Annotated in this window: 18 protein-coding genes; 6 read left to right on the top strand and 12 right to left on the bottom strand. The window is 65.3% G+C overall.

All coding sequences use genetic code 11. The features are described from left to right. Positions 1-52 precede the first annotated feature (52 nt). From HWX53_RS23235 to HWX53_RS23185, 11 genes are all read right to left on the bottom strand, one after another. Entirely contained in the window at positions 53-1096 is a 1044-nt protein-coding gene (locus HWX53_RS23235; RefSeq protein WP_175945354.1) for an ABC transporter permease, read from the bottom strand. Next, the gene (gene rbsK, locus HWX53_RS23230) at positions 1093-2028 is read right to left on the bottom strand and encodes a ribokinase (RefSeq protein ID WP_175945352.1); all 936 of its coding nucleotides are present in this window, start codon (positions 2026-2028) and stop codon (positions 1093-1095) included. The genes HWX53_RS23235 and rbsK overlap by 4 nt, the downstream gene beginning before the upstream one ends. Further along, a complete protein-coding gene (locus HWX53_RS23225; RefSeq protein ID WP_175945350.1) occupies positions 2025-2498 on the bottom strand; it encodes an RbsD/FucU family protein in 474 nt (157 codons plus the stop codon). Before HWX53_RS23225 ends, rbsK begins: the two co-directional genes overlap by 4 nt. A gap of 76 nt (positions 2499-2574) precedes the next feature. Then, positions 2575-4965: an aldehyde dehydrogenase family protein gene (locus HWX53_RS23220; protein WP_175945348.1), complete on the bottom strand. Its 2391-nt coding sequence runs from the start codon at positions 4963-4965 to the stop codon at positions 2575-2577. Positions 4966-4991: 26 nt separating this feature from the next. Then, positions 4992-5999 (bottom strand): deoxyribose-phosphate aldolase, encoded by a 1008-nt coding sequence (gene deoC / locus HWX53_RS23215; RefSeq protein ID WP_175945346.1) that lies wholly within the window; start codon positions 5997-5999, stop codon positions 4992-4994. A 108-nt stretch (positions 6000-6107) separates the two neighbouring features. Further along, positions 6108-7466, bottom strand: a complete 1359-nt coding sequence (locus tag HWX53_RS23210) for an LLM class flavin-dependent oxidoreductase (protein ID WP_175945344.1) — start codon at positions 7464-7466, stop codon at positions 6108-6110. A gap of 38 nt (positions 7467-7504) precedes the next feature. Further along, on the bottom strand, positions 7505-8728 hold the full coding sequence (locus HWX53_RS23205; protein WP_175945343.1) for an acyl-CoA dehydrogenase family protein: 1224 nt from the start codon (positions 8726-8728) through the stop codon (positions 7505-7507). Between the two features lie 33 nt (positions 8729-8761). Continuing rightward, the gene (locus tag HWX53_RS23200) at positions 8762-10459 is read right to left on the bottom strand and encodes an ABC transporter ATP-binding protein (protein WP_175945342.1); all 1698 of its coding nucleotides are present in this window, start codon (positions 10457-10459) and stop codon (positions 8762-8764) included. Then, complete coding sequence (locus HWX53_RS23195; protein WP_175945340.1) at positions 10456-11412, bottom strand: ABC transporter permease; 957 nt, start codon at positions 11410-11412, stop codon at positions 10456-10458. Before HWX53_RS23195 ends, HWX53_RS23200 begins: the two co-directional genes overlap by 4 nt. 24 nt (positions 11413-11436) lie before the next feature. Next, on the bottom strand, positions 11437-12417 hold the full coding sequence (locus HWX53_RS23190; protein ID WP_175945338.1) for an ABC transporter permease: 981 nt from the start codon (positions 12415-12417) through the stop codon (positions 11437-11439). A gap of 10 nt (positions 12418-12427) precedes the next feature. Continuing rightward, entirely contained in the window at positions 12428-14035 is a 1608-nt protein-coding gene (locus tag HWX53_RS23185; RefSeq protein ID WP_175945336.1) for an ABC transporter substrate-binding protein, read from the bottom strand. 301 nt (positions 14036-14336) lie between these two features. Between HWX53_RS23185 and HWX53_RS23180 the strand changes: the two genes are divergently transcribed. The 4 genes from HWX53_RS23180 to HWX53_RS23165 are packed head-to-tail and all read left to right on the top strand — an operon-like array spanning position 14337 to position 17265. Then, positions 14337-15482 (top strand): glycosyltransferase, encoded by a 1146-nt coding sequence (locus HWX53_RS23180; RefSeq protein ID WP_175945334.1) that lies wholly within the window; start codon positions 14337-14339, stop codon positions 15480-15482. Next, positions 15479-15988, top strand: a complete 510-nt coding sequence (locus HWX53_RS23175; RefSeq protein WP_175945332.1) for a hypothetical protein — start codon at positions 15479-15481, stop codon at positions 15986-15988. Before HWX53_RS23180 ends, HWX53_RS23175 begins: the two co-directional genes overlap by 4 nt. Continuing rightward, entirely contained in the window at positions 15981-16607 is a 627-nt protein-coding gene (locus tag HWX53_RS23170) for a dual specificity protein phosphatase family protein (protein WP_175945330.1), read from the top strand. Before HWX53_RS23175 ends, HWX53_RS23170 begins: the two co-directional genes overlap by 8 nt. 31 nt (positions 16608-16638) lie before the next feature. Continuing rightward, positions 16639-17265, top strand: coding sequence for a YdcF family protein (locus tag HWX53_RS23165; protein ID WP_347879172.1), 627 nt, complete (start codon positions 16639-16641; stop codon positions 17263-17265). A gap of 30 nt (positions 17266-17295) precedes the next feature. Here the strand turns inward: HWX53_RS23165 and prpR are convergent, their stop codons facing one another. After that, positions 17296-19242, bottom strand: a complete 1947-nt coding sequence (gene prpR, locus HWX53_RS23160; protein WP_175945329.1) for a propionate catabolism operon regulatory protein PrpR — start codon at positions 19240-19242, stop codon at positions 17296-17298. 185 nt (positions 19243-19427) lie between these two features. Between prpR and prpB the strand changes: the two genes are divergently transcribed. Beyond that, positions 19428-20324, top strand: a complete 897-nt coding sequence (gene prpB, locus HWX53_RS23155; protein WP_175945327.1) for a methylisocitrate lyase — start codon at positions 19428-19430, stop codon at positions 20322-20324. Between the two features lie 22 nt (positions 20325-20346). After that, on the top strand, positions 20347-21234 hold an 888-nt coding region (gene prpC, locus HWX53_RS23150), incomplete at its 3' end, for a 2-methylcitrate synthase (RefSeq protein ID WP_175945325.1).

Below are 21234 nucleotides of genomic sequence, written 5' to 3'. Positions count from 1 at the left end.
TATGTTTCGAATGTCGTTCGATGGTCTTTTGAAGCAATCACACAGCGAGTGGTCAACGTCCCGTCGATGCAGGCGGCGGTGGAATCTTGGATGTGGGCTTGGCTCCGCCGATGCCGAAGATCGCGCGCACGCGTTCCCCACCCGCGAAGGCGAGCGACGCGAGCAGCAGGAAGCCCCACGCGCAATCGCCGAAAAACTGGGAGACGCCAAGCAGATTGAAGAGACTCGACAGGAATTGCAGGACCGTTGCCGCGAGAAACACGCAGACAATGCGTCCGTAGCCGCCGGCCGGATTCACGCCGCCCATCACCGCGATCAGAATGGCGATCAAGAGATAAGAGTTGCCGTAATCCCACTTCGCGCTCGACGTATGCGTTGCGCTAATGAGACCCGCGAGCGATGCCAGCACGCCGCACATGCCGTAAGTCAGAATCAGCATGCGCGCGCGCGGAATGCCTGCATAGAAGGCAGCTTTCGGATTGGTGCCCATGAGGTAGAGCCGCAGGCCGAACGGCGTGCGCTTGAGCACCCAGCCGAGCCCGAGCACCGCCGCAATGAAGATCCACAGCGAAATGGGCACCTGAAGGAATGTGCCGTTGCCGATGTTCGACAGCGGATCGACATATTCCACTCGCACCGATGCGCCGTTGCTCAACACGACGGCAATGCCCGTGAAGAGCAGTTGGGTGCCGAGCGTGCAGAGAATCGGCGTCAGCCTGAGCTTGGCAATGACCACACCGTTCAGCAGGCCACCGACCACGCCCATCGCGACGACGATGCCGACGAACACGGCCGTATAGAGCGCGGGCGAATCGTCGGCGGAGACGATATGCGGCAGAGCCATCGCCGCGACCATGCCCGAGAGGTTCGCGAGCCCGACGCCCGAGAGGTCGATGCCGCCATTGCCCGAGACCATCGACAACATGATGCCGAGCGCGAGCAAGCCGAGTTCGGGCAATTGGCCGCCCATCGACTGGAGATTGTCGATGTCGAGAAACTGGCCGTGCGAAAGCCATGTCGCGACGATCACCACCAGCAGATTCACGCCGATCAGAAAGTTGAACTGCCGGTCAGCGAGCCACTTCGACGCCTTCATTGCGTCACGCTCCTTTCGCTCAACAATGCATTGATTTCGTCGAGGCGAGGCATCGAGGGCGCGGTGCCTGGCCGCGTGACCGAGATGCTCGCCAACGCGCATCCGAAGCGGACCGCATCGAGCGCGCTGTCGCCGCGCGCGAGCGCCGCCGCGAAACCACCGGTGAAGCCATCGCCCGCGCCGGCCGTTTCGACCACGCGCCCGCATTCGAACGCAGGAACCAGCACCGATTCGCTCGCGCTATGCAGAAGCGCACCCGCCTCGCCCAACGTGATGATCGCCGCGCGCGCGCCTTTGCTCAACAGAACATCTGCCGCGCGACGCGCATCGCCGACAGACTTCACGGCGACTCCGGTCAATGCCGCCGCCTCGGTTTCATTCGGCGTGATGTAGTCGCAAAGCGGATAGATATCGTCGTCGAGCGCGAGCGCAGGCGCCGGGTTGAAGACGGTCGTCACGCCATGCTTCCGCGCCAGTTCGAGCCCGCGTTTCGCGGCCGGAATCGGCTGCTCCAGTTGCGTGACGAAGACGGCTGCCTTCGCGATGTCCGCTTCGATGGCGTCCACGTCATCGGGGCCAAGCGTGCCGGCCGCGCCCGCCGCGACGATGATCGCATTGCCGCCGGTGTTCTCGTCCACGTAGATATGCGCGGCGCCGGTCGCGATATCGTCTATCACGCTGGCTCGCGATGTGATGCCTTCGGCCGCCCACGTGGCCTGCGCGATCTTGCCGAACGCATCGTTGCCGATGCGCGTGCAGAAGATGACGTCCGCGCCCGCGCGGGCGGCGGCCACGGCCTGATTCGAACCCTTGCCGCCCGGTCCCATCGCAAACGCGGAACCCGCCACCGTTTCACCAAGCAAGGGCATGCGCTGCGCGCGGAAAGCGAGGTCCGTCACATAGATGCCGAGGATGACGACGCTGCCGCTCATGGCGCGTCCCCTTGCGGCGCATCCGGCGCGAGCTGCACGCCTTTCTTGAAGATGAAACAGCCATAGCCGCGCGTCTCGCCCGTGCGGATGACGCAATACGCCTTCTTCGCGCGTTCATAGAATGCGAAGCGTTCGATCGGCGCGAACGCCACTTCGCGGCCTTCCGCGTGATCGACTTCGCGTTGCGCTTCGCGCTGCACGGCGGGCAAGGCCGTCGCGTCGCCGACGACTTCCATGCGGCCTGCGGGATCGTCCACGAATGTATCGAGCGGCATCACCGACAGCACCGCGCGCACGACACGCGGCGCGTTGGCGCCGTCGATCCGCAAGAGCTTGCCCAGCACCGTCTGGCGCGCGACCGAATCGCCGGGAAAGTTGGCGTCGCAAATGACGACTTCATCGCCGTGTCCCATCGCGGCGAGCGCGTAAAGGATGTCGGCATTCAGAAGCGGGTCAATGTTCTTCAGCAAGAGCGTCTCCTCCATGCATGGGCGCGTCCCGTTCCAGGATCTGCGCCGTTGAACCTCGGATTACGAGTGCCGCGGATCAATCTCCATACGGCACCCAGATATTCTTGACTTGCACGGCTTGGCGCAAGAAGGGCAAACCTTCACTCGATGCATCATGCCAGTCGAACAGTCGTCCGTGATCGACAAAGGTTCGCTTCAGATTGCCGACCGATTCGCGCTCCGCCATCGCCGAAAGCGCCGCGCCATTGAAGCACCAGAGCGCGTCGACGTCATCGTGCTGGGCGAGCGTTTTCGCAAGCGAGCGCGCGTCGCCGGTCACGATGTTGAGCGCGCCGCCCGGCACGTCGGACGTATCCGCGACCTGATAGAAGTCTGTCGCCATGAGCGGGCACGTCATGCTCGGCACCGCCACGACCGTATTGCCCAGCGCGAGCGCGGGCGCGATCAGCGAGACGAAACCGAGCAACGGCGCTTCGTCCGGACAGATGACGCCGATCACGCCGACCGGCTCGTGCATCGCCAGCGCGACGCCGTGCAGCGGCGGCGCATGCACCGCGCCGTCGAACTTGTCGGCCCACGCTGCGTACGTGAACAAGCGGGCAATCGACGCATCGACTTCGCGCTTCGCATCGCGTTCGCTGGAACCCGCGCGCGTGACGAGTTGGCGCGCGAATTCCTCCCCTCGAGCGCTCAGATTCTCCGCGAGGTAATACAACACCTGCGCGCGGTTGTGCGCGCTCGCTGCCGCCCATTTCGTCATGCCGCGCGCCGCCGCCACTGCATTGCGAATGTCCTTGCGATTGCCCTCGGCCACTTCGCCGACGATCTCGCCCGCAGGCGAGCGAACGAGCCGCGAGTAACCGCTATCCGGCCGCGTCTGCTTGCCGCCGATGAAGAGCTTCGCCGTGCGGTCGATCGCGCTGACATTGGCCGACTCCATCGGCGAGTCTGGCTCGACGGGCGGTGCTTGCGTCTCGGCGCGCATCGGCAGCTTGGACCATGCGCGCGGCTTGAGATATTCGTATATGCCCTCGCGTCCGCCTTCCCGCCCGAAACCGGACTCGCGATAGCCGCCGAAGCCCACTGCCGCATCGAACAGATTCGTCGCGTTGATCCATACGACACCGCACTGCAGGCGCGGCGCGACGTCCAGCGCGCGGCTGATGTTCTCGCTCCAGACGCTCGCGGCGAGGCCATAGCGCGTGTTGTTCGCCAGGGCGACGGCTTCGTCGGGCGTGCGAAAGCTCATCGAGACGAGCACGGGCCCGAAGATTTCCTCTTGCGCGAGCGTCGATGCCGGCGCGACGTTCGTCACCAGCGTCGGCGCGAAAAACGCGCCGCCTTCGGGCAACACAAGACGCGAAGGCTGGTGAATCTCGCATCCTTCGCTTTCGCCTTTCGCCACGAGCGCGCGAATGCGTTCGAGCTGCACGTCATCGACGATGGCGCTCATGTCGACGCCCTTGTCCAACGACGGCCCGACGCGCAGCGTTTCCATGCGGCGCTTGAGCTTGTCGATAAAGCGCGCTTCGATGCCTTCCTGCACGAGCAAACGCGAACCCGCGCAGCACACCTGGCCTTGATTGAACCAGATCGCATCGACGACGCCTTCCACAGCCGAGTCGATATCGGCGTCGTCGAATACGATGAACGGCGACTTGCCGCCCAATTCGAGCGTGAGCGATTTGCCCGAGCCCGCCGTCGTCGCGCGAATCTGGCGGCCCACTTCGGTCGATCCGGTGAACGCGATCTTCGCGACGCGCGGATGCTCGACGAGCGCCGCGCCCGTGCGGCCATCTCCGGTCACGACGTTGAGCACGCCCTTGGGCAAGCCGGCGCGGTGCGCGAGTTCCGCGAAGAGCAACGCCGTGAGCGACGTGTATTCCGCGGGCTTGAGCACCACGCAATTGCCGAGCGCAAGCGCGGGCGCGATCTTCCACGCGAGCATCAGCAGCGGAAAATTCCACGGCACGATTTGCCCGATCACGCCGAGCGGCGCCCAGTCCGCGAACTCGCGATCCTGCAATTGCGCCCAGCCCGCATGATGCAGAAAGTGCCTTGAAACAAGGGGGATATCGATGTCGCGCGATTCGCGAATCGGCTTGCCGTTATCGAGCGATTCGAGGACGGCGAAGAGGCGGCTATGCCGTTGCACCATGCGCGACAGTGCGTACAGGTGCCGCGCGCGGCCCGCGCCGCCGATGCCTTGCCACGATTCCAGGGCATCGTGCGCGGCTTGCACGGCGGCATCCACGTCGCTGCTCGATCCTTGCGCGATCGACGCGAGCACGCGGCCCGTCGCCGGCTCGCGCGAATCGAAGCGATGTTCGTCCGCGCCGTCTCGCCATGCGCCGTCGATGAAATGGCCGAAGCGTCCGGCATGTTGATCGAGCCATGCGCGCACGGCGCGATCGTCTTCCGGTGCGGGTCCGTATTCCATCGAAGAAAAATAGTGGGCTACGCTCATGAGGCTTGTGTCTGTATTGGGCTGGTTCAGGCGACCGGATGACGGTTGAACGCCGAATAGCGCCCGCTCACGTGATGTTCGAGTTGCCGCTCGATATCGGCAAGCAGGCTGGACGCGCCAATGCGGAACAAGTCCGCTTCGAGCCATTCGCGCCCGAGTTCCTCCTTCATGAGAATCTGATACTGCAGCGCCGTTTTCGCGGTCGACACGCCGCCCGCCGGCTTGAAGCCGATCGCGATGCCCGTGCGCGTCAGATATTCGCGAATCATGCGCACCATGACGAGCGACGCGTCGAGCGTCGCATTGACGCCTTCCTTGCCCGTCGAGGTCTTGATGAAATCGGCGCCGGCCATCATGCAGATCATCGAAGCCTTCGCGACGTTGGAAAGCGTGCGTATGTCGCCGGTGCCGAGAATCGCCTTGACGTGCGCATCGCCGCAAGCCGCGCGGAAGTCGCGCATCTCGTCGTAGAGCGCTTGCCAGTTCCCGGTCAGCACGTGCTCGCGCGTCACGACGATGTCGATTTCCTTCGCGCCGTCCGCCACCGATGCTTCGATCTCGCGCAGCTTGAGCGCATGCGGATTCAGGCCGGCGGGAAATCCGGTGGACACGGCCGCGACCGGAATGCCGCTATCGGCGAGCGCTTCCACGGCCGTCTTGACGAAGCGGTGATAGACGCACACGGCGCCCGTCGTGATCGGCTGATCCGACATGCCGAGCGCGTCGAGCAGATCCTCGCGCAGCGGGCGGCGCGCCTTGGCGCAGAGCCGTTGCACGCGCGCGGTAGTGTCGTCGCCGCTTAGCGTCGTGAGGTCGATGCAGGTGATTGCCTTCAAGAGCCACGCCGCTTGCGCGTCTTTCTTGACGGAGCGACGCAAGCCGAAGCTCGCTGCCCGGCGCGCGACCGCCGATTGATTGACGCGCAGTCCTTCGAGCCATGCGAGGTCGAAAGGGACGCCGGGATTGCGCGCGCGCGTGGCCGGGTGAGCGGTTCCGGGCCACGCGACGATGGACTTCGATGCGGTTTCCAGCATGAGATCGGTAGGCTGTGCGCTTGCGCAACGCACAACAGCTTTTTGATAGATTGATCTCAGTCTATCGCAACGTTGTTACGATCGTAACATAGGGAAAGTGCGGAGGGGTTAGGCCGCCCGCACTTCCGGCTCGACCGCATGCGCGCCCCGGCCCGCCGGAATCGCGAGTCCCAAGTGTCCGCGCAGCGTCGTGCCTTCGTAAGCGCGACGAAAGATGCCGCGCCGCTGAAGAATCGGCACGACGCCTTCGGTGAACGCTTCGAGACCGTCGGGCAGCACGTCCGGCATCAGATTGAAGCCGTCGGCCGCGCCGTTTTCGAACCAGTGCGTGATGTCGTCGGCCACCTGTTCGGGCGTGCCGACGATCACGCGATGCCCGCCGCCGCCCGCCAGCGCGCGCACCAGTTCGCGCACCGTATAGCCGTGCGTGCGCGCCTGCGCGAGCGTCGCGTTGAAGAACGTGTGATTGCCGTTGCCGTCGTTGGGCAGCGGGAGATCGGTGGGCAGGCGGGCATCGAGTTGCAGCGATTCCACGGGCACGCCGAGCGTTCCCGCGAGCCGGTTGAGGCTGTAGCGCCACGGAATCAGATCGACGAGTTCATCGCGACGGCGCAGTGCCTCGCTCTCCGTCGCGCCGATGATCGTGGTCAGTCCGGCGAGCACCTTCACGGCGTTCGGGCCGCGTCCATAGCGCGCCGCCCGCTCGTTGAGGTCGGCGCGGTAGGCGCGCGATTCGTCGAACGACTGCGACGCCGAGAACACGGCCTCCGCGTGACGCGCGGCCAGTTCGCGTCCGTCGCCCGATGCGCCCGCCTGCACCAGCACCGGATGCCCTTGCGCCGAACGCGGCAGGTTGAGCGCGCCCTGCACGCCGAAGAAGCGCCCGCGATGCTGCGCCGGATGCAGCTTGTCCAGATCGACGAAACGCCCGCTTGCCTTGTCCGCCACCAGCGCATCGTCTTCCCAGCTATTCCAGAGCGACTTCACGAGCGTCGCGAACTCATCGGCGCGGGCATAGCGTTCCGCGTGCTGCGGCACCGCGTCGAGACCGAAGTTGCGCGCGGACGGCAGATCGGCCGTCGTCACGATGTTCCAGCCGGCGCGGCCGCCGCTGATCAGATCGAGCGTCGCGAACCGGCGCGCGATGTTGTACGGCTCGTTGTAGCTCGTCGAAGCGGTCGCGATGAGTCCGATATGCGTGGTCGCGGCGGCCACGCTCGTGAGCAGCATCGTCGGTTCGAGCGCGGTGATCGGACGCATGTCGAGCTGATCGGAGATCGCCGCGTTGTCGGCCAGAAAAATTGCGTCGAGGCAGGCGCGCTCGGCGGTCTGCGCGAGCCGCACGTAATGATTCACGTCGATGAACGCGCGCGGATCGGCCTTCGCCACGCGCCACGCCGACGGCACGAAGCCCGAGTGCAGCGCGTTGATGTTGAGATGCAACTGGCGCGGAAGAGATGCGCTCATGACTGGTCACTCCGTTTCGATGATGATGGCCGCGGCGCTCAGAACACGCGCCCTTCGGTCAGGTGCGTGGTCACGCCGTTCAGTTCGTAATCGCCGATCACCCGCGATTTATGCAGCAGCGGGTTGTGGCTGAAGATGGTGCGCAGATTGCGCCAGTGGCGGTCGAAGTTGTGCGCGCGCGACGTGGCCGACGCCCCGCCCGCTTCGAACATGCGTTCCGCCGCGTGCAGCGCGAGCTTGCTCACGACGAGCTGCGTGCGCGCCGTGGCGAGCGCGCCTTCGAGCACGAGCGCATCGGCACGCGCGTCGCCGTCGCGCACCGCGCGCGACGAGCGGTCGAGCGCGCGGGCGTTCTCGCGCACGAGGGCGTCGATTGCATGACTGTGCGACGACAGATCGCCCACGACCTGTTGAATGAACGCATCCTCGCGCGCGGTCGGCGCGGGACTATGCAGCGCGGGGCGTCCGTGTTGCACGACGTAGCGTTTGGCATCGGCGAGAACGTTGCGCACGATGCCCGCCGCCACCGCCACCAGATGCAGCTGCCGCAGCGCGCCCGTGTGGCGGCCGGCAAGCGTCGTCAGATTACGCGGCGCGACTTCGTCGGCCTGCACGCGCAACGAATCGAACACGAGACTGCCGCTTGCCGTCATGCGCTGGCCCATGCCGTCCCAGTCGTCCAGCACGTGCAGACCTTCGCGCCGCACCGGCACGATCGCGACGACCGGTTCGCCGCGATCGTCCTGCACGTTGAGCCGCGCGTAGTCCGCGAATGCCGTGCCCGTCGCGTAGTACTTGCGCCCGCTCAGGCGATAGTGGTCGCCGTCGCGCGTGAGTTGCGTCGTGATCTCGCCCGGACGCGACGTGCCCGCTTCGGTCGAAGCGCCGCCGAAGATCGCGCCGTCGATGATCCGCTCGATTTGCAACGCGTTGAACGGCGTGCGCGGCGAAAGCAGCAACGCCTCGGTCTGATCGAAGTGGATGCGCAGCGCATGCGCCACGTTGCTTTCATGCGCGGCGAGCGTCGAGATGACATGGAACACGTCTTCGAGCGAGCCGCCGAGACCGCCCCACTCCACCGGCAGACGCAGCTTGCCTAAGCCCGAGGCCCGAAAGCGCGCGAACGCTTCGAACGGCAACTCGCGGCGCGCCTCGCGGGCGGCGGCTTCTTCGCCGATTTCACGGGCGAGCGCCGGCAGCGCATCGAGCGCGTCCTGCAATGTGTGATCCGGCTCTGTGCCGATGCGTGCGAGTGTCGACATCTTTCTTCCTTGTTGGTGAATCGTGCAGAGAGGTCAGGCCGCGTGCGCGTTCGGGCGCCCTGCGGGAATCGCATCGAGCAGCGCGCGCGTGTAGGCGTGCCGCGGCGCGCGCCAGATGTCGCGATGGTCGCCGCTCTCGACGATCCTGCCGCCGTGCATCACATGCACGCGGTCGGCGATATAGCGCACCACGGAGAGATCGTGCGAGATGAAGAGATACGCGAGCCCCAGGTCGCGCTTCAGCTCGACGAGCAGATTGAGAATCTGCGCCTGAATGGAAACGTCGAGCGCCGACACCGGTTCGTCGCAGATCAGGAGCGCCGGTTCGAGCACCAGCGCGCGGGCGATGCCGATTCGCTGCCGCTGTCCGCCGGAGAACTCGTGCGGATAGCGAGCGAGCGCGGCGGCGGGCAGGCCGACGCGATCGAGCATGGCGGAGGCGCGAACGCGCCGCGTGTGTGCGTCGGCACCGATGCCGTTCACGGCCATCACCGTATCGAGAATCTCGCCGACGGTGCGGCGCGGATTGAGCGACGCGTACGGGTCCTGAAACACCATCTGCACGCGTCGCCGGAGCGGGCGCAGCGCACGTTCGGTAAGCGGCACGAGGTCGGTGCCTTGGAGACGGATGGAGCCACTGGTGACCGGCGCGAGCCGCAGAATCGCGCGAGAAAGCGTGGACTTGCCGCAACCGGATTCGCCGACGAGGCCGACGGTCTCGCCGGCCGCGATATCGAACGACACGCCGTCCACCGCGCGCAGCGTGCCCTTGCCGTGCCGATGCGCGTAGTCCACCGTGAGCCGGTCCACCGACAAGAGCGGCGCATCGGCGGGAGGCGTCGCTGCATCGAATGTGCGCGGCGCAAGCGGCGTCACGTTGAACGCGGCGTCGCCGTCCTCGCGGCTGCCGTGGCGAATCTCGGGCAGCGTCCAGTCCCGATAGTGAATGTCACCCGACAGATTCAGCGACGCGCCCAAGAGACCGCGCGTGTAGGCATGAGCCGGCGCGGCGAAAAGCGTCTCCACGCGCGCTTCTTCCACCTTCTGGCCGGCCAGCATCACGGCGACGCGATCCGCGTGTTGCGCGACCACGCCCAGATCGTGCGTGATGAGCAGGAGCGACATCGACAACTCGCGCTTGAGTTCGTCGAGCAGTTCGAGAATGCGCGCCTGAATCGTGACGTCGAGCGCGGTGGTCGGCTCGTCGGCGATCAAAAGGCGCGGACGGCACGCCACCGCCATCGCGATCATCACGCGCTGGCGCTGGCCGCCCGACAGTTCGTGCGGATAGTCCGACACGCGCCGCTGCGGTTCCGGCACATGCACGAGGTCGAGCAATTCGACGGCACGGCGCAGCGCCGCCTGCTTCGAAAGCGCTTCGTGTCGATGCAACGTCTCGGCAATCTGCGCGCCGATGGACAGCACGGGATTGAGCGAGGTCATCGGCTCCTGAAAGATCATCGAGATCTGCGCGCCGCGAATCTCGCGCATCTCGCGCGGCGCGAGCGTCAGCAATTCGCGGCCGGCGAAGCGCACGCTGCCCGTGACGATGCCCGGCGTCGGCACGAGGCGCATCAGCGAGAGCGCCGTCGCCGACTTGCCGCAGCCCGATTCGCCGACGAGCGCCAGCGTCTCGCCTTGCGCGATGTCGAAATCGACCCCGCGCACCGCCTGATGCGCGCCGAAGTTCACGCGCAAGTCGCGCACTTGCAGCAGATTGGCGTCGCTCATGCGCGCTCCCGCAAACGAGGGTTGAGCGCGTCGTTCAGGCCGTCGCCGAGAAGATTCAGCGCGAGCACCGCGATCACGATGGCCGCGCCCGGCAGCGCCGTCAGATACCAGGCGGTGCGCAACGAATCGCGCCCCGCGCCGATCATGCCGCCCCAACTGACGACGTTCGGATCGCCCATGCCGAGGAACGACAGCGACGATTCGATGAGAATCGCGCTCGCGACCATCACCGAGGCCGTGACGATCACCGGCGGCAGCGCGTTCGGCAGAATTTCGCCGAAGATGATGCGGGCATCGGAGAAGCCCTGACTGCGCGCCGCGAGCACGAAATCGGCCTGACGCAGCGTGCGGAACTCTGCGCGCACGATGCGCGCGACCGTCGGCCACGACGCAATGCCGATGGCGAGCGCGATGACCGTCACGCTCGGCTTGCCGATGGCGACGATGACGATCACCAGCAGAAACGACGGCACAGTCTGAAAGACCTCGGTGACGCGCGCGAGCAGATCGTCGATGACGCCGCCGAAGAAGCCGCCCAGCGCGCCGACGAGCGTGCCGATGACGAGCCCGATGCCGGCCGCCGACGCGCCGATCAGAAGCGACACGCGCGTGCCGTGCGCGATGCCTGCCGCGACATCGCGCCCGAGCGAGTCGGTGCCGAGCGTGTAGAGCGGATCGGCGCCCGGCCACTCGAACGGCGGCGCGACCATGTCGAGCGGATCGCCGGGGAACAGATGCGGCGCGGCGAGCGCGAGCGCCAGCAGCGCGACGAGCAGCACGATGCCCGCGAGCGCCGACGGATTGCGCAGCAGCGCGCGCCACACGCCGCGCGTGGCGCGTGGCGTCGCGACCTGCGCGCGCCGCGCGGCGAACACCGCGCCTGCGAGTTGACGCCGCCACGCGGACCCGGCGGATGCTTGCGCCGTGACGAGTTCGGAAGAGTCGGTTGCCATGCTTGAGCCTAAGAAGAGAGAGGATTAGGCGATGCGCGGATCGAGCCACGCCTGCAGCAGATCGATCACGAGATTGGCGGCCATCACGAGCAGCGACGACAGCAGCAGTACGCCCAGCAGCACGCTGAAATCGCGCGCCATGACGGCATCGAGCGCGAGGCGGCCGAGTCCCGGCCAACTGAAGACCGTCTCGGTGACGGCCGCGCCGCCGAGCAGCGTGCCGAAGTGGATGCCGACCATCGTCGTGAGCGGCATCAGCGCATTGCGCAGCACATGACGCACGCTCACGCGCAACGGATGCAGCCCCTTCGCATGCGCGGTGCGCACGAAGTCCTGACGCTGCACTTCCAGCATCGCGGCGCGCGTGAGACGCGCGTAGATCGCCACGAAGAACGTGCCGAGCGTCGCGGCTGGCAGCAGCGCGTGTTTCGCGACATCGGCGACATACGCGAGGCCGTGCAGATTCGCGCCCACGGTGACGTCGCCGCCGCTCGGCAGCCAGCCGAGTCGCACCGAGAACAGAATGATCGCGAGCAGGCCGATCCAGAAGCCCGGCGTCGAATAGAGCAGCAACGCGAGCACCGACAGCACGCGGTCCGGCCATTTGCCCGCCCAGTGCGCCATGATCGCGCCGAGCACGACGCCCGCGACGATCGCGAACGCGAGCGCGCTGCCCATCAGGATCAGCGTGTTCGGCAAGCGGGAGAGAATGAGCTGCATCACCGGCGCGTCGTATCGCGGCGAGTAGCCGAGACTGAAATGCGCGAGATGCGACAGGTACGCGCCGAGTTGATGCAGGAGCGGCTGATCCAGCCCGAACTTCGCTCGCAGCGCCGCGAGCGTTTCCGCCGTCGCGGAGCCGGATTCGCCCGCGAGCACGTCGGCGGCGTCGCCCGGCATCAGCTTCAGCAGGAAGAAGTTCAGGACCACGATGGCCAACACCGTCGGCACCGCCTGCCACGCGGTGCGTCGGGCGATCGCGGCGAGGCGCGCACGGCGATTCATGACGATGCCCTCACGCGCTCAGATACACGTCGGCGAAATTGCCTTCGAGACCTTGCGCCGATACCGTGTGATTGCGCACGCGCCGGTTCGCGAGCGTCACCATGCGCGGCGCGACGAGATTCAGGATCGGCAAGTCGCGGTAGACGATCTGCTGGAACTGCTGAAAGAGCGCGACTCGCTTGCTATCGTCCGCTTCGACCGATGCAGATTCGAGCAGCCGGTCCACGTCGGGGTTGCTGTAATGCGGCGCATTGGAGAACGGCACGCCCGGCCGGATGTTCTTCGACCAGTAGAGCCGCTGCACGCCCACGCTCGGATCGAACAGCGTATTGACGCCGATGCTCGTGAAGTCGAACTGGCGGTCGGCATACACGCGCTTGAGGAACGACGGCAAGTCTTGCGAGCGCACCGTAACGTCGATGCCCACGCGCGCGAGCGCCGATTTCACATAGTCCGCCTGACGCCGGTACATGTCGCCGTAGGGCAGGAAGTCGTGCGTGAGTTGGAAGCGCGGGCCGCCGTTCTTGCGCGGATAACCCGCCGCGTCGAGCAGCTTTTCGGCGGCGGCGGTATCGAACGCATACGGCGCGAGCTTCGCATCGTGATACGGCGAGCCCGGCGTGATCGGCGTCGGCGAGAGGTCGGCGTATCCGTACGCGATCGTCTTCTGCACGATCTGCGGATTGATCGCATGCGCGATCGCCTGCCGCACGCGCAGGTCCTTGAGAATCGGGTGATCGAGATTGAAGTCGATTTCCGACAGCGGTTCGAGAAAGCGATAGCCGCGCGTCTCCGTCACGAGTTGCGGCAGTTGCGTGAGACGCGGCAAGTCGGTGAGCGGCACCGGATTTTCTCCGCCCAGATCGAGCGCGCCGGTTTCGAACGCGGCCGAGCGCGCGGCCGCATCGGGAATCACTTTCAGAACGAGCGAATCGATGTAGGGCTTGCCCGCGTCCCAGTAATCCGGATTGCGCTCGTAGACGATGTTCGCCCCGCGCGTCCACGACTTGAAGCGAAACGGCCCCGTGCCGATGGGCGCGTTGTTGTGAGGATTGGAGAGCGGGTCGCCGGATGCGTACAGGTGCTTCGGCACGATAGGCGACTCGCCCGCCGACAGCGCCTTCAGCAAGTACGGCGCGGGCTTCGCCAGTTCGATGACGGCCGTGCGCGCATCGGGCGTCGAGACTCGCGTGACGTTCGCGAACGTGCTGCGGCCACGCGGATGCACCGACTTGAGCAGGTCGATCGAGAACGCGACATCCGCTGAGGTGAACGGCTGGCCGTCGTGCCACTTGACGTTCTCGCGCAGGGTGAACGTGTACTTGAGGCCGTCGTCGGCCACGTTCCATGCGGTCGCAAGCTGCGGCTTCGGCTTCAGATCGAAGTCATAGGCGAGCAGACCTTCGAGCACCTTGGAACTCGCGACGAGCGCGGGGCCGGTCGTCTGAAAGATCGACACCAGCACCGGCGGCTCGGGATTGATCAGCATGTTGAGCGTGCCGCCGCGCCGCGGCGCCCCGGCGTCTTTGCTCTGTGCGAAAGACAGCGAGGAGAGGCTTGCCGACGCCAGCGTGGCGCCCGTGGAAAGAAGAAAGTGTCGTCGGTTGATGCCTGTCATGCGATGCCGTTCTCGTGCGTTGCGTTCGTCGGTTGGAGGAAATCGCGACGAACCTCGCCCTGCGGTGCGAATGCTGCGCCGCCGCGTGATCCGCGCAAGCCGACACCATAGAACGGGAGCCGCCGAACGCAAACCAAGCGTTCGGCATATGCAAAGCAGGCCGCGAGAGATTAGTGAAGAAGCATGCTGCACCGACCAATTGTGAAAATCGATGCGCCACGGTATGCGACGCCTCAATACCGCTATGATCCCGGTCGAAATTGCAACGTCATCCTGACGAAATCCATCTGAGCTGTTTCCCATGCCGAAGCTCCTTATTCTGAGCGTCAGCGCTGGCGCAGGACACGTGCGCGCCGCTGAGGCGCTGTGCGCGTATGCGGCGGTCCATCCGGCCGGCGTCGAAGCCGTGCATCTCGATGTCATGGACTACGTGCCCGCGAGCTTTAAGGCGCTCTACGCCGATTTCTATATCAAGCTGGTGGCGCATCAGCCGGCGCTGTGGAGCTATCTCTATCAGAAGACCGATCATGCCTCGCCGCGATCGTTCGGCGAGCGGCTGCGACGCGCCGTCGAACGTCTGAACTGCCGCGCGTTGCTAGCAGAGATCGAGCGCCATCAAGCCGATGCGATCATCTGCACGCATTTTCTGCCTGCGGAATGGTTGTCGCGTGAGAGCCGGCGAGGAAATCTGCGCACGCCGGTGTGGGTGCAGGTCACGGACTTCGATCTGCATCGCCTGTGGGTGGTGCCGGGCATGCAGGGCTATTTCGCCGCTAACGAAGAAGTGGCGTGGCGCATGGCCGCGCGCGGCGTGCCGGCGGCGTCGGTTCATGTGGGCGGCATCCCCGTCATGCCTGCGTTCAGCGAGAAGCTCGACCGGGCGGCATGCGCGGCCGAAGTCGGTCTCGATCCCGGGCGACGCACGCTCTTGATGATGTCCGGCGGCGCAGGCTTGGGCGCGATCGATACGCTCGCCGCGCGCCTGCTGCACATGGACGGCGACTTCCAGTTGATCGCCCTTGCCGGCCGCAACGAGGCGATGCTGCGGGCGCTACAGGAATTGAGCGGCAGCTATCCGCGACGCCTGCACGCGTCCGGCTTCACGCCCAGCGTCGAACGATTGATGGCCTGCTCCGACCTCGTCATCACGAAGCCCGGCGGACTGACGACTTCCGAGTGCCTTGCGATGCATCTGCCGATGATCCTGAATGCGCCGATTCCCGGCCAGGAAGAACGCAATGCCGACTTCCTGCTCGAACAGGGCGTGGCGCTCAAGGCCGTCGATGCAGTCGGGCTCGAATATCGCGTCCGCGCTCTCTTGCGCGATCCTTCGCAACTCGACGACATGCGCCGCCGGATCGCGCCGCTCGCGCGGCCGCACGCCGGACGGTTCGTGCTGGACACGGTGCTGCATGCGTTGTCGTCGCCGGCTTCGGAGGCGGCATGAAGGCGTGTCGCGGGTTGCCGGGCGCGCGCACGCTCGCGCTCGTCGCATGGGTCGCGCTCTTGGGCTTCTTCTTCGCCAATGTCGAGATTCAGATTGAAGGCAGCGCGGGCTGGGCCGCCAATCTGCCGACATGGCGCATCGAGCATCACTGGCTGCTCGATATCTTTTGGGGCGGCCGCCCGATGACCGGCTATCACGCCTGGGTCTTCCCGTTCATGGCGCTTTTCTTTCACTTGCCCGCGATCTTCTTTGCCCGATGGTCGTGGCGCATCGAGGCGCGCATCGTCGCCTGCATCATGGCCTTCTGGCTCATCGAAGACTTTCTGTGGTTCGTGCTCAATCCGGCATATGGCCTCGCGCGCTTCGATCCGCTTCATGTGCCCTGGCACAAGCATTGGATCGCGTTCGCGCCGACGGATTACTGGACGATGAGCGCGGCGGCATGCGTGCTGTTCTTCGTATCGCGACGAGCGGATACGGCTACGGAAGCGACGCGCGATGCGTAGGGTCTTCAACGCGCTGTTCTATGCGGCAGGCGTGACGGTCGTGTCAAGTGTCGTCGCATCGATGGCGACCGGCGCCCTCGCACCGACGCCAGCGAAGTTGACCCCAGCCCCACGGCCGCTGAACTGGGCGGAGCCGATGCTGTTCACGCGGATCGAGAACCTGCATCGCATCACGCCTTCGCTGTATCGCAGCGCGCAGATTTCGGAGAGCGATTTGCCGCAATTGCGCGCGCTCGGCATCCGCAAGATCGTGAGCTTTCGCTCGTTTCATTCGGACGAGGACCTGCTCGCCGGAAGCGGCATCGCGTTGCAGCGCATCCCGATGAATACGTGGGATATCCGCGATGAAGACATGATCGCCGCGCTCAGGGCGCTGCGCGATGTGGATCGCGACGGGCCGATTCTGATTCATTGCCAGCACGGCGCGGATCGCACGGGACTCGTGTCCGCGCTGTATCGCGTGGTCTATCAAGGATGGAGCAAGGAGTCCGCGGAAGACGAGTTGCTCAATGGCGGTTATGGCTTTCATCCCGTCTGGGGCAACATCAAGCGATATCTTGAACAGGTCGATGTCGAGTGGCTGAGGCAGCAAGTAGGCGCAAAGCCGTTGCGAGGCTGAGGTGACGTTATCGAGGCTCGTTCGATGGGGTGTGCGCATCGGTGTCGCGATACTGGGCTGCTGGATGCTGGCGGCCGTGTGCATTTGCGTAAGCGGCCTCGCCCTGCCGCAGGGAAGCGCGGATGTGGCGGTCGTGTTCGGCAATGCTCTCAACCGGAAGGGCACGCCCGCCTCGATTCTGCGGCCGCGCCTCGAAGCGGCATTGCAATGTCATCGCGCCGGGCAATGTCCGTTGCTCTTCGTGAGCGGCAGTATCGACGGACCCGGTCTCGACGAAGCTCAGGCGATGCGCGCGTGGCTGCGCGAGCGCGGCGTCGCGGACGGCGATATCGTGCTCGACAATCGAGGCGACAACACGCTCGCCTCGGCTCGAAACGCGACGGCCTTCATGCGTGAGCGCGGCATGCATCGCGTCATGCTCATCACGCAGTACTACCACCTGCCGCGAGCGCGGCTTGCGTTCGAAAAGGCGGGCGCTCGCGTGGTGCTGGGCGCCTATCCGCGCCGCTTTCGAGCGATGGATGTGTATTCGAGCTGGCGCGAAGTGCCTGCGTACGCGGTCTATTTCGTTCGCCTCGCGCTCGATCCGGACGCGCAGCCGGTATCGATTCGGCCGGTGTGGTTCATTCGCGGGTTGCTTCGGAAGCGCGGTCACTAAGGAGTCCGACGTGCGCGGCGCTCCCGCGCTTCACCGCTTCGCATTGAGTCTGCGCCACAGCGTCGTCTTGCTGATCCCGAGCGCCTTGCAGACCGCGTCGCGATCGCCATTGAACGCAGCGAGCGTTGCGCGGATCTGATCCGCTTCGACGGAGCGGCTCATGTCGCGAAGCGACGGATTCGCCGCAGCCTCGGCTTGCGCGGGGAACAGCTCGGGCGCGATCACTCGCAGATCGTCGAGCGTCAACGCGACGGAGCGATCCCCGTCGAGCGGCATGTTGGATATCTCGACGGCAATCCGTTCCACGATGTTCTGCAACTCGCGGACATTGCCGGGCCACGCGTGACGCGTCAACGCCTGTTCGAGCGGCGCGACAACACGCGCCGCCGCTTCGCGGCTGCGCACGCGCAGCGCCAGCGCCTTGTCGCGCCCCGCCGCCTGCATCAAAAGCTCGATGGCCAACGGCACGATGTCCGACGCGCGCGCGCGCAACGGCGGCAACGCCAGGCTCAGAATGTTGATGCGATAGAAAAGGTCGGCGCGAAACGAGCCGTCCGCGACGCCTTCGACGAGCGTGCGATGCGTCGCCGCGATCACGCGGATGTCGACGCGCGTCGGTTCCGTCGATCCGAGACGCATAACCTCTCTCTCTTGCAGCACCCGCAGCAAGCGGCTTTGCAGCGAGGGCGGCATCTCGCCGATTTCGTCGAGGAAGAGCGTTCCGCGATGCGCCGCCTCGATCAGGCCCGCCTTGCCGCCCTTGCGCGCGCCCGTGAACGCACCTTCCTCGTAGCCGAACAGTTCGCTTTCCAGCAGCGCCTCGGGAAACGCGCCGCAGTTCATCGCGACGAACGGGAAGTCTTTGCGACGGCTCAGGCGATGCATGCTTTGCGCGACCATTTCCTTGCCGGTGCCGCTCTCGCCGAGAATCAGCACGGTTGCATCGGACTTCGCGTAGCGGCGCACGAGCGCCCTGACCCGCTCGATGGCTTCCGACTCGCCGACGACGTCCTCCAGCCGATAGCGCGCGACGAACTCTTGCGCCCCTCGCCGCGATCGGAGGCTTCTGTCGAGCCGCTCGACCGCTCGCGATTCCTGGAACGTGAAGATGGTGCCGTCCGATGCGCCGCCGCTCGCGAGCGGTCCGCGATGAATCGCGTAGCTCACGCCGCGTACGGAGCCGAACACGTCGCCGTCGGCAGCCGGCAACACGCCTTGCAGTTCGGGCGCGACATCCAACAGCGCCCGGCCGACCACGCGGGATGCATCCAAAATGCCAAGCGCGGCGGCCAGTTGGCGATTCATCGCTTCGATGCGCCCTTCTGCATCGACAGCCACGACGCCATCGCGAAGATGCTGCAACAGATTGTCCAGGCGATTACGGCGGGCGGCCTCGCCGCGCATCGCCTGCGCGACTTCGAGCGCGGTCTCGAACGCCGCGACGACGGACGTGCGCGAATACAGAAACACGGAACTCATGCCCGCTTCGGCCGCCAGGTCCGCGACGAGCCCCGGACCGACTACCACGTCGACGCCTCGGTCGCGCAGGTCCAGCACGAGGCTCTCCGCATCCTGCGCCGACCGGTACGACTCGCAGATCACCTCGATGCCGTAGGCGGTCAGGAAGCGGCGAATCTCATCAGGCGTCTCGCCGTGCGTGACGAGCGCGACGCTCGCGCCCTCGCGTCGCGCCTTCGTCAGCGCGTGCATCACGTCGAAGCCGGTCGGGCTGATGACGACCACCGGCACCGACACTCGGCTCTTGAGATAAGCGCCGTTGGAGCCGCCCGCCACGACTACATCCGGTCGCCCATCGCGCGCGGATTCGATGCTGCGCGCGGCATCTTCATAGGCCAGCGGCACGACTTCGAGCTCGGCCCGATCCTCGTAAGCGCGCGCGAGATCGATGAACAAGGCCCTCAGCCGGCTGATCCCCACCGCCCAGATGCGAGGACGAGACGTGGTTTCGGTTTGCATGTGTTTTGAATGCCGGATGGGAGCATGCAGTATGCACGATGATTTCACTTTCGGAATCGCCAATTCAATGCGGAAACGGTTGGGCAGGAGTGATCCGGTCGACCTCCGCTAAATCAAGAAGTTACGAGCACGAAATGCGTTGGCAAGCTAGTTGCTTTTACGACGCACCTTAGCAGGAGACGAATGTGAATTCTGAATGCCAGATGCCAAGCAGCGCAGGAGCCCGCTTCCGCCGCGCGGTGGAGCAAGAAACGCCATTGCAGCTCGTCGGCGCGATTACGGCCTATGCCGCGAAGATGGCAGAAGCGGTCGGCTTCAAGGCGCTCTATTTGTCGGGCGGCGGCGTGGCCGCCAACTCGCTCGGCATGCCGGATCTCGGCATCAGCACGATGGAAGACGTGCTGATCGACGCCCGCCGCATCACCGACGCCTCGTCGCTGCCGCTGATGGTCGATATCGATACGGGTTGGGGCGGCGCCTTCAACATTGCGCGCACCATCCGCTCGTTCATCAAGGCGGGCGTGGCGGCGGTGCATATCGAAGACCAGGTTGGGCAAAAGCGCTGTGGCCATCGGCCGGGCAAGGAAGTCGTGCCGACCGGTGAAATGGTGGATCGCGTGAAGGCCGCGGTCGATGCGCGCACCGACGACGCGTTCGTCATCATGGCGCGCACGGACGCAGCGGCCGCCGAAGGCATCGACGCGGCGATCGAACGCGCGGTGGCGTATGTCGAAGCGGGCGCGGATATGATCTTCCCCGAAGCGATGAAGACGCTCGATGAGTACCGCCGATTCAAGGCAGCCGTGCAAGTGCCGATTCTCGCGAATCTGACCGAGTTCGGCTCGACGCCGTTCTTTACCGTCGACGAACTGAAGGAAGCGAATGTCGATATCGCGCTGTACTGCGGCGGCGCGTATCGCGCGATGAACGCCGCCGCGCTCAACTTCTATGAGACCGTGAAGCGCGATGGCACACAAAAGGCCGCAGTCGAAACCATGCAGACGCGTGAGGATCTGTATAAATATCTCGGCTATCACGCCTACGAAGATAAACTCGACCAGCTCTTTGCTGCGAAGAAATAACCCTTGGGAAGGAGACGACACGATGAGCGAAGCCGATAACAGCACTGCAACCGCAGGCACATTCAAGCCGAAGAAATCCGTCGCGCTGTCGGGCGTGACAGCGGGCAATACCGCTATGTGCACCGTCGGCAAGACCGGCAACGATCTGCACTATCGCGGCTACGACATTCTGGATGTGGCGACCACGTCCGAGTTCGAAGAGATCGCGTACCTGCTCGTGCATGGCAAGCTGCCGAACGTCGCGGAACTGAAGGCGTACAAGACGAAGCTGAAGGCGCTGCGCGGCTTGCCTGCGAACCTGAAGGCCGCGCTCGAATGGATTCCCGCCTCCGCGCACCCGATGGACGTGATGCGCACCGGCGTCTCCGTGCTCGGCACGATTCTGCCGGAGAAGGAAGATCACAACATCGCAGGCGCGAGAGACATCGCCGACAAACTGATGGCCTCGCTCGGCTCGATGCTGCTCTACTGGTATCACTACTCGCACAACGGCAAACGTATCGAAGTCGAAACCGATGACGACTCCATCGGCGGGCACTTTCTGCATCTGCTGCATGGCGTGGAGCCGTCACAGTCGTGGGTGCAGGCGATGCATGTATCGCTCAATCTGTATGCCGAACACGAGTTCAACGCTTCGACGTTCACCGGCCGCGTGATCGCAGGCACGGGCTCGGACATGTACTCGGCGATTACCGGCGCAATCGGCGCGCTGCGCGGTCCGAAGCACGGCGGCGCGAACGAAGTCGCATTCGAAATTCAATCGCGCTACGAGACGCCCGACGAAGCGGAAGCCGACATCAAGCGTCGCGTGGAGAACAAGGAAGTCGTGATCGGCTTCGGGCATCCGGTTTATACGATCTCCGATCCGCGTAACAAGGTCATCAAGGAAGTCGCGAAGTCGCTGTCGAAA

It is taken from the genome of Caballeronia sp. BCC1704 (genome assembly GCF_902833455.1).
Classification (GTDB): domain Bacteria; phylum Pseudomonadota; class Gammaproteobacteria; order Burkholderiales; family Burkholderiaceae; genus Caballeronia.
The sequence above is the reverse complement of the archived record's forward strand: the minus strand, read 5'-3'. Positions and strand labels throughout refer to the sequence as shown.

Excerpts from the sequence above, each read along its gene's own strand:
- HWX53_RS23175 (WP_175945332.1), top strand. The coding sequence starts at position 15,479 with ATGAAGGCGTGTCGCGGGTTGCCGGGCGCGCGCACGCTCGCGCTCGTC.
- HWX53_RS23235 (WP_175945354.1), bottom strand. The coding sequence starts at position 1,096 with ATGAAGGCGTCGAAGTGGCTCGCTGACCGGCAGTTCAACTTTCTGATC.
- rbsK (WP_175945352.1), bottom strand. The coding sequence starts at position 2,028 with ATGAGCGGCAGCGTCGTCATCCTCGGCATCTATGTGACGGACCTCGCT.
- HWX53_RS23200 (WP_175945342.1), bottom strand. The coding sequence starts at position 10,459 with ATGAGCGACGCCAATCTGCTGCAAGTGCGCGACTTGCGCGTGAACTTC.
- HWX53_RS23210 (WP_175945344.1), bottom strand. The coding sequence starts at position 7,466 with ATGAGCGCATCTCTTCCGCGCCAGTTGCATCTCAACATCAACGCGCTG.
- HWX53_RS23195 (WP_175945340.1), bottom strand. The coding sequence starts at position 11,412 with ATGGCAACCGACTCTTCCGAACTCGTCACGGCGCAAGCATCCGCCGGG.
- HWX53_RS23205 (WP_175945343.1), bottom strand. The coding sequence starts at position 8,728 with ATGTCGACACTCGCACGCATCGGCACAGAGCCGGATCACACATTGCAG.
- HWX53_RS23170 (WP_175945330.1), top strand. The coding sequence starts at position 15,981 with ATGCGTAGGGTCTTCAACGCGCTGTTCTATGCGGCAGGCGTGACGGTC.
- deoC (WP_175945346.1), bottom strand. The coding sequence starts at position 5,999 with ATGCTGGAAACCGCATCGAAGTCCATCGTCGCGTGGCCCGGAACCGCT.
- HWX53_RS23180 (WP_175945334.1), top strand. The coding sequence starts at position 14,337 with ATGCCGAAGCTCCTTATTCTGAGCGTCAGCGCTGGCGCAGGACACGTG.
- HWX53_RS23220 (WP_175945348.1), bottom strand. The coding sequence starts at position 4,965 with ATGAGCGTAGCCCACTATTTTTCTTCGATGGAATACGGACCCGCACCG.
- prpR (WP_175945329.1), bottom strand. The coding sequence starts at position 19,242 with ATGCAAACCGAAACCACGTCTCGTCCTCGCATCTGGGCGGTGGGGATC.
- HWX53_RS23185 (WP_175945336.1), bottom strand. The coding sequence starts at position 14,035 with ATGACAGGCATCAACCGACGACACTTTCTTCTTTCCACGGGCGCCACG.
- HWX53_RS23190 (WP_175945338.1), bottom strand. The coding sequence starts at position 12,417 with ATGAATCGCCGTGCGCGCCTCGCCGCGATCGCCCGACGCACCGCGTGG.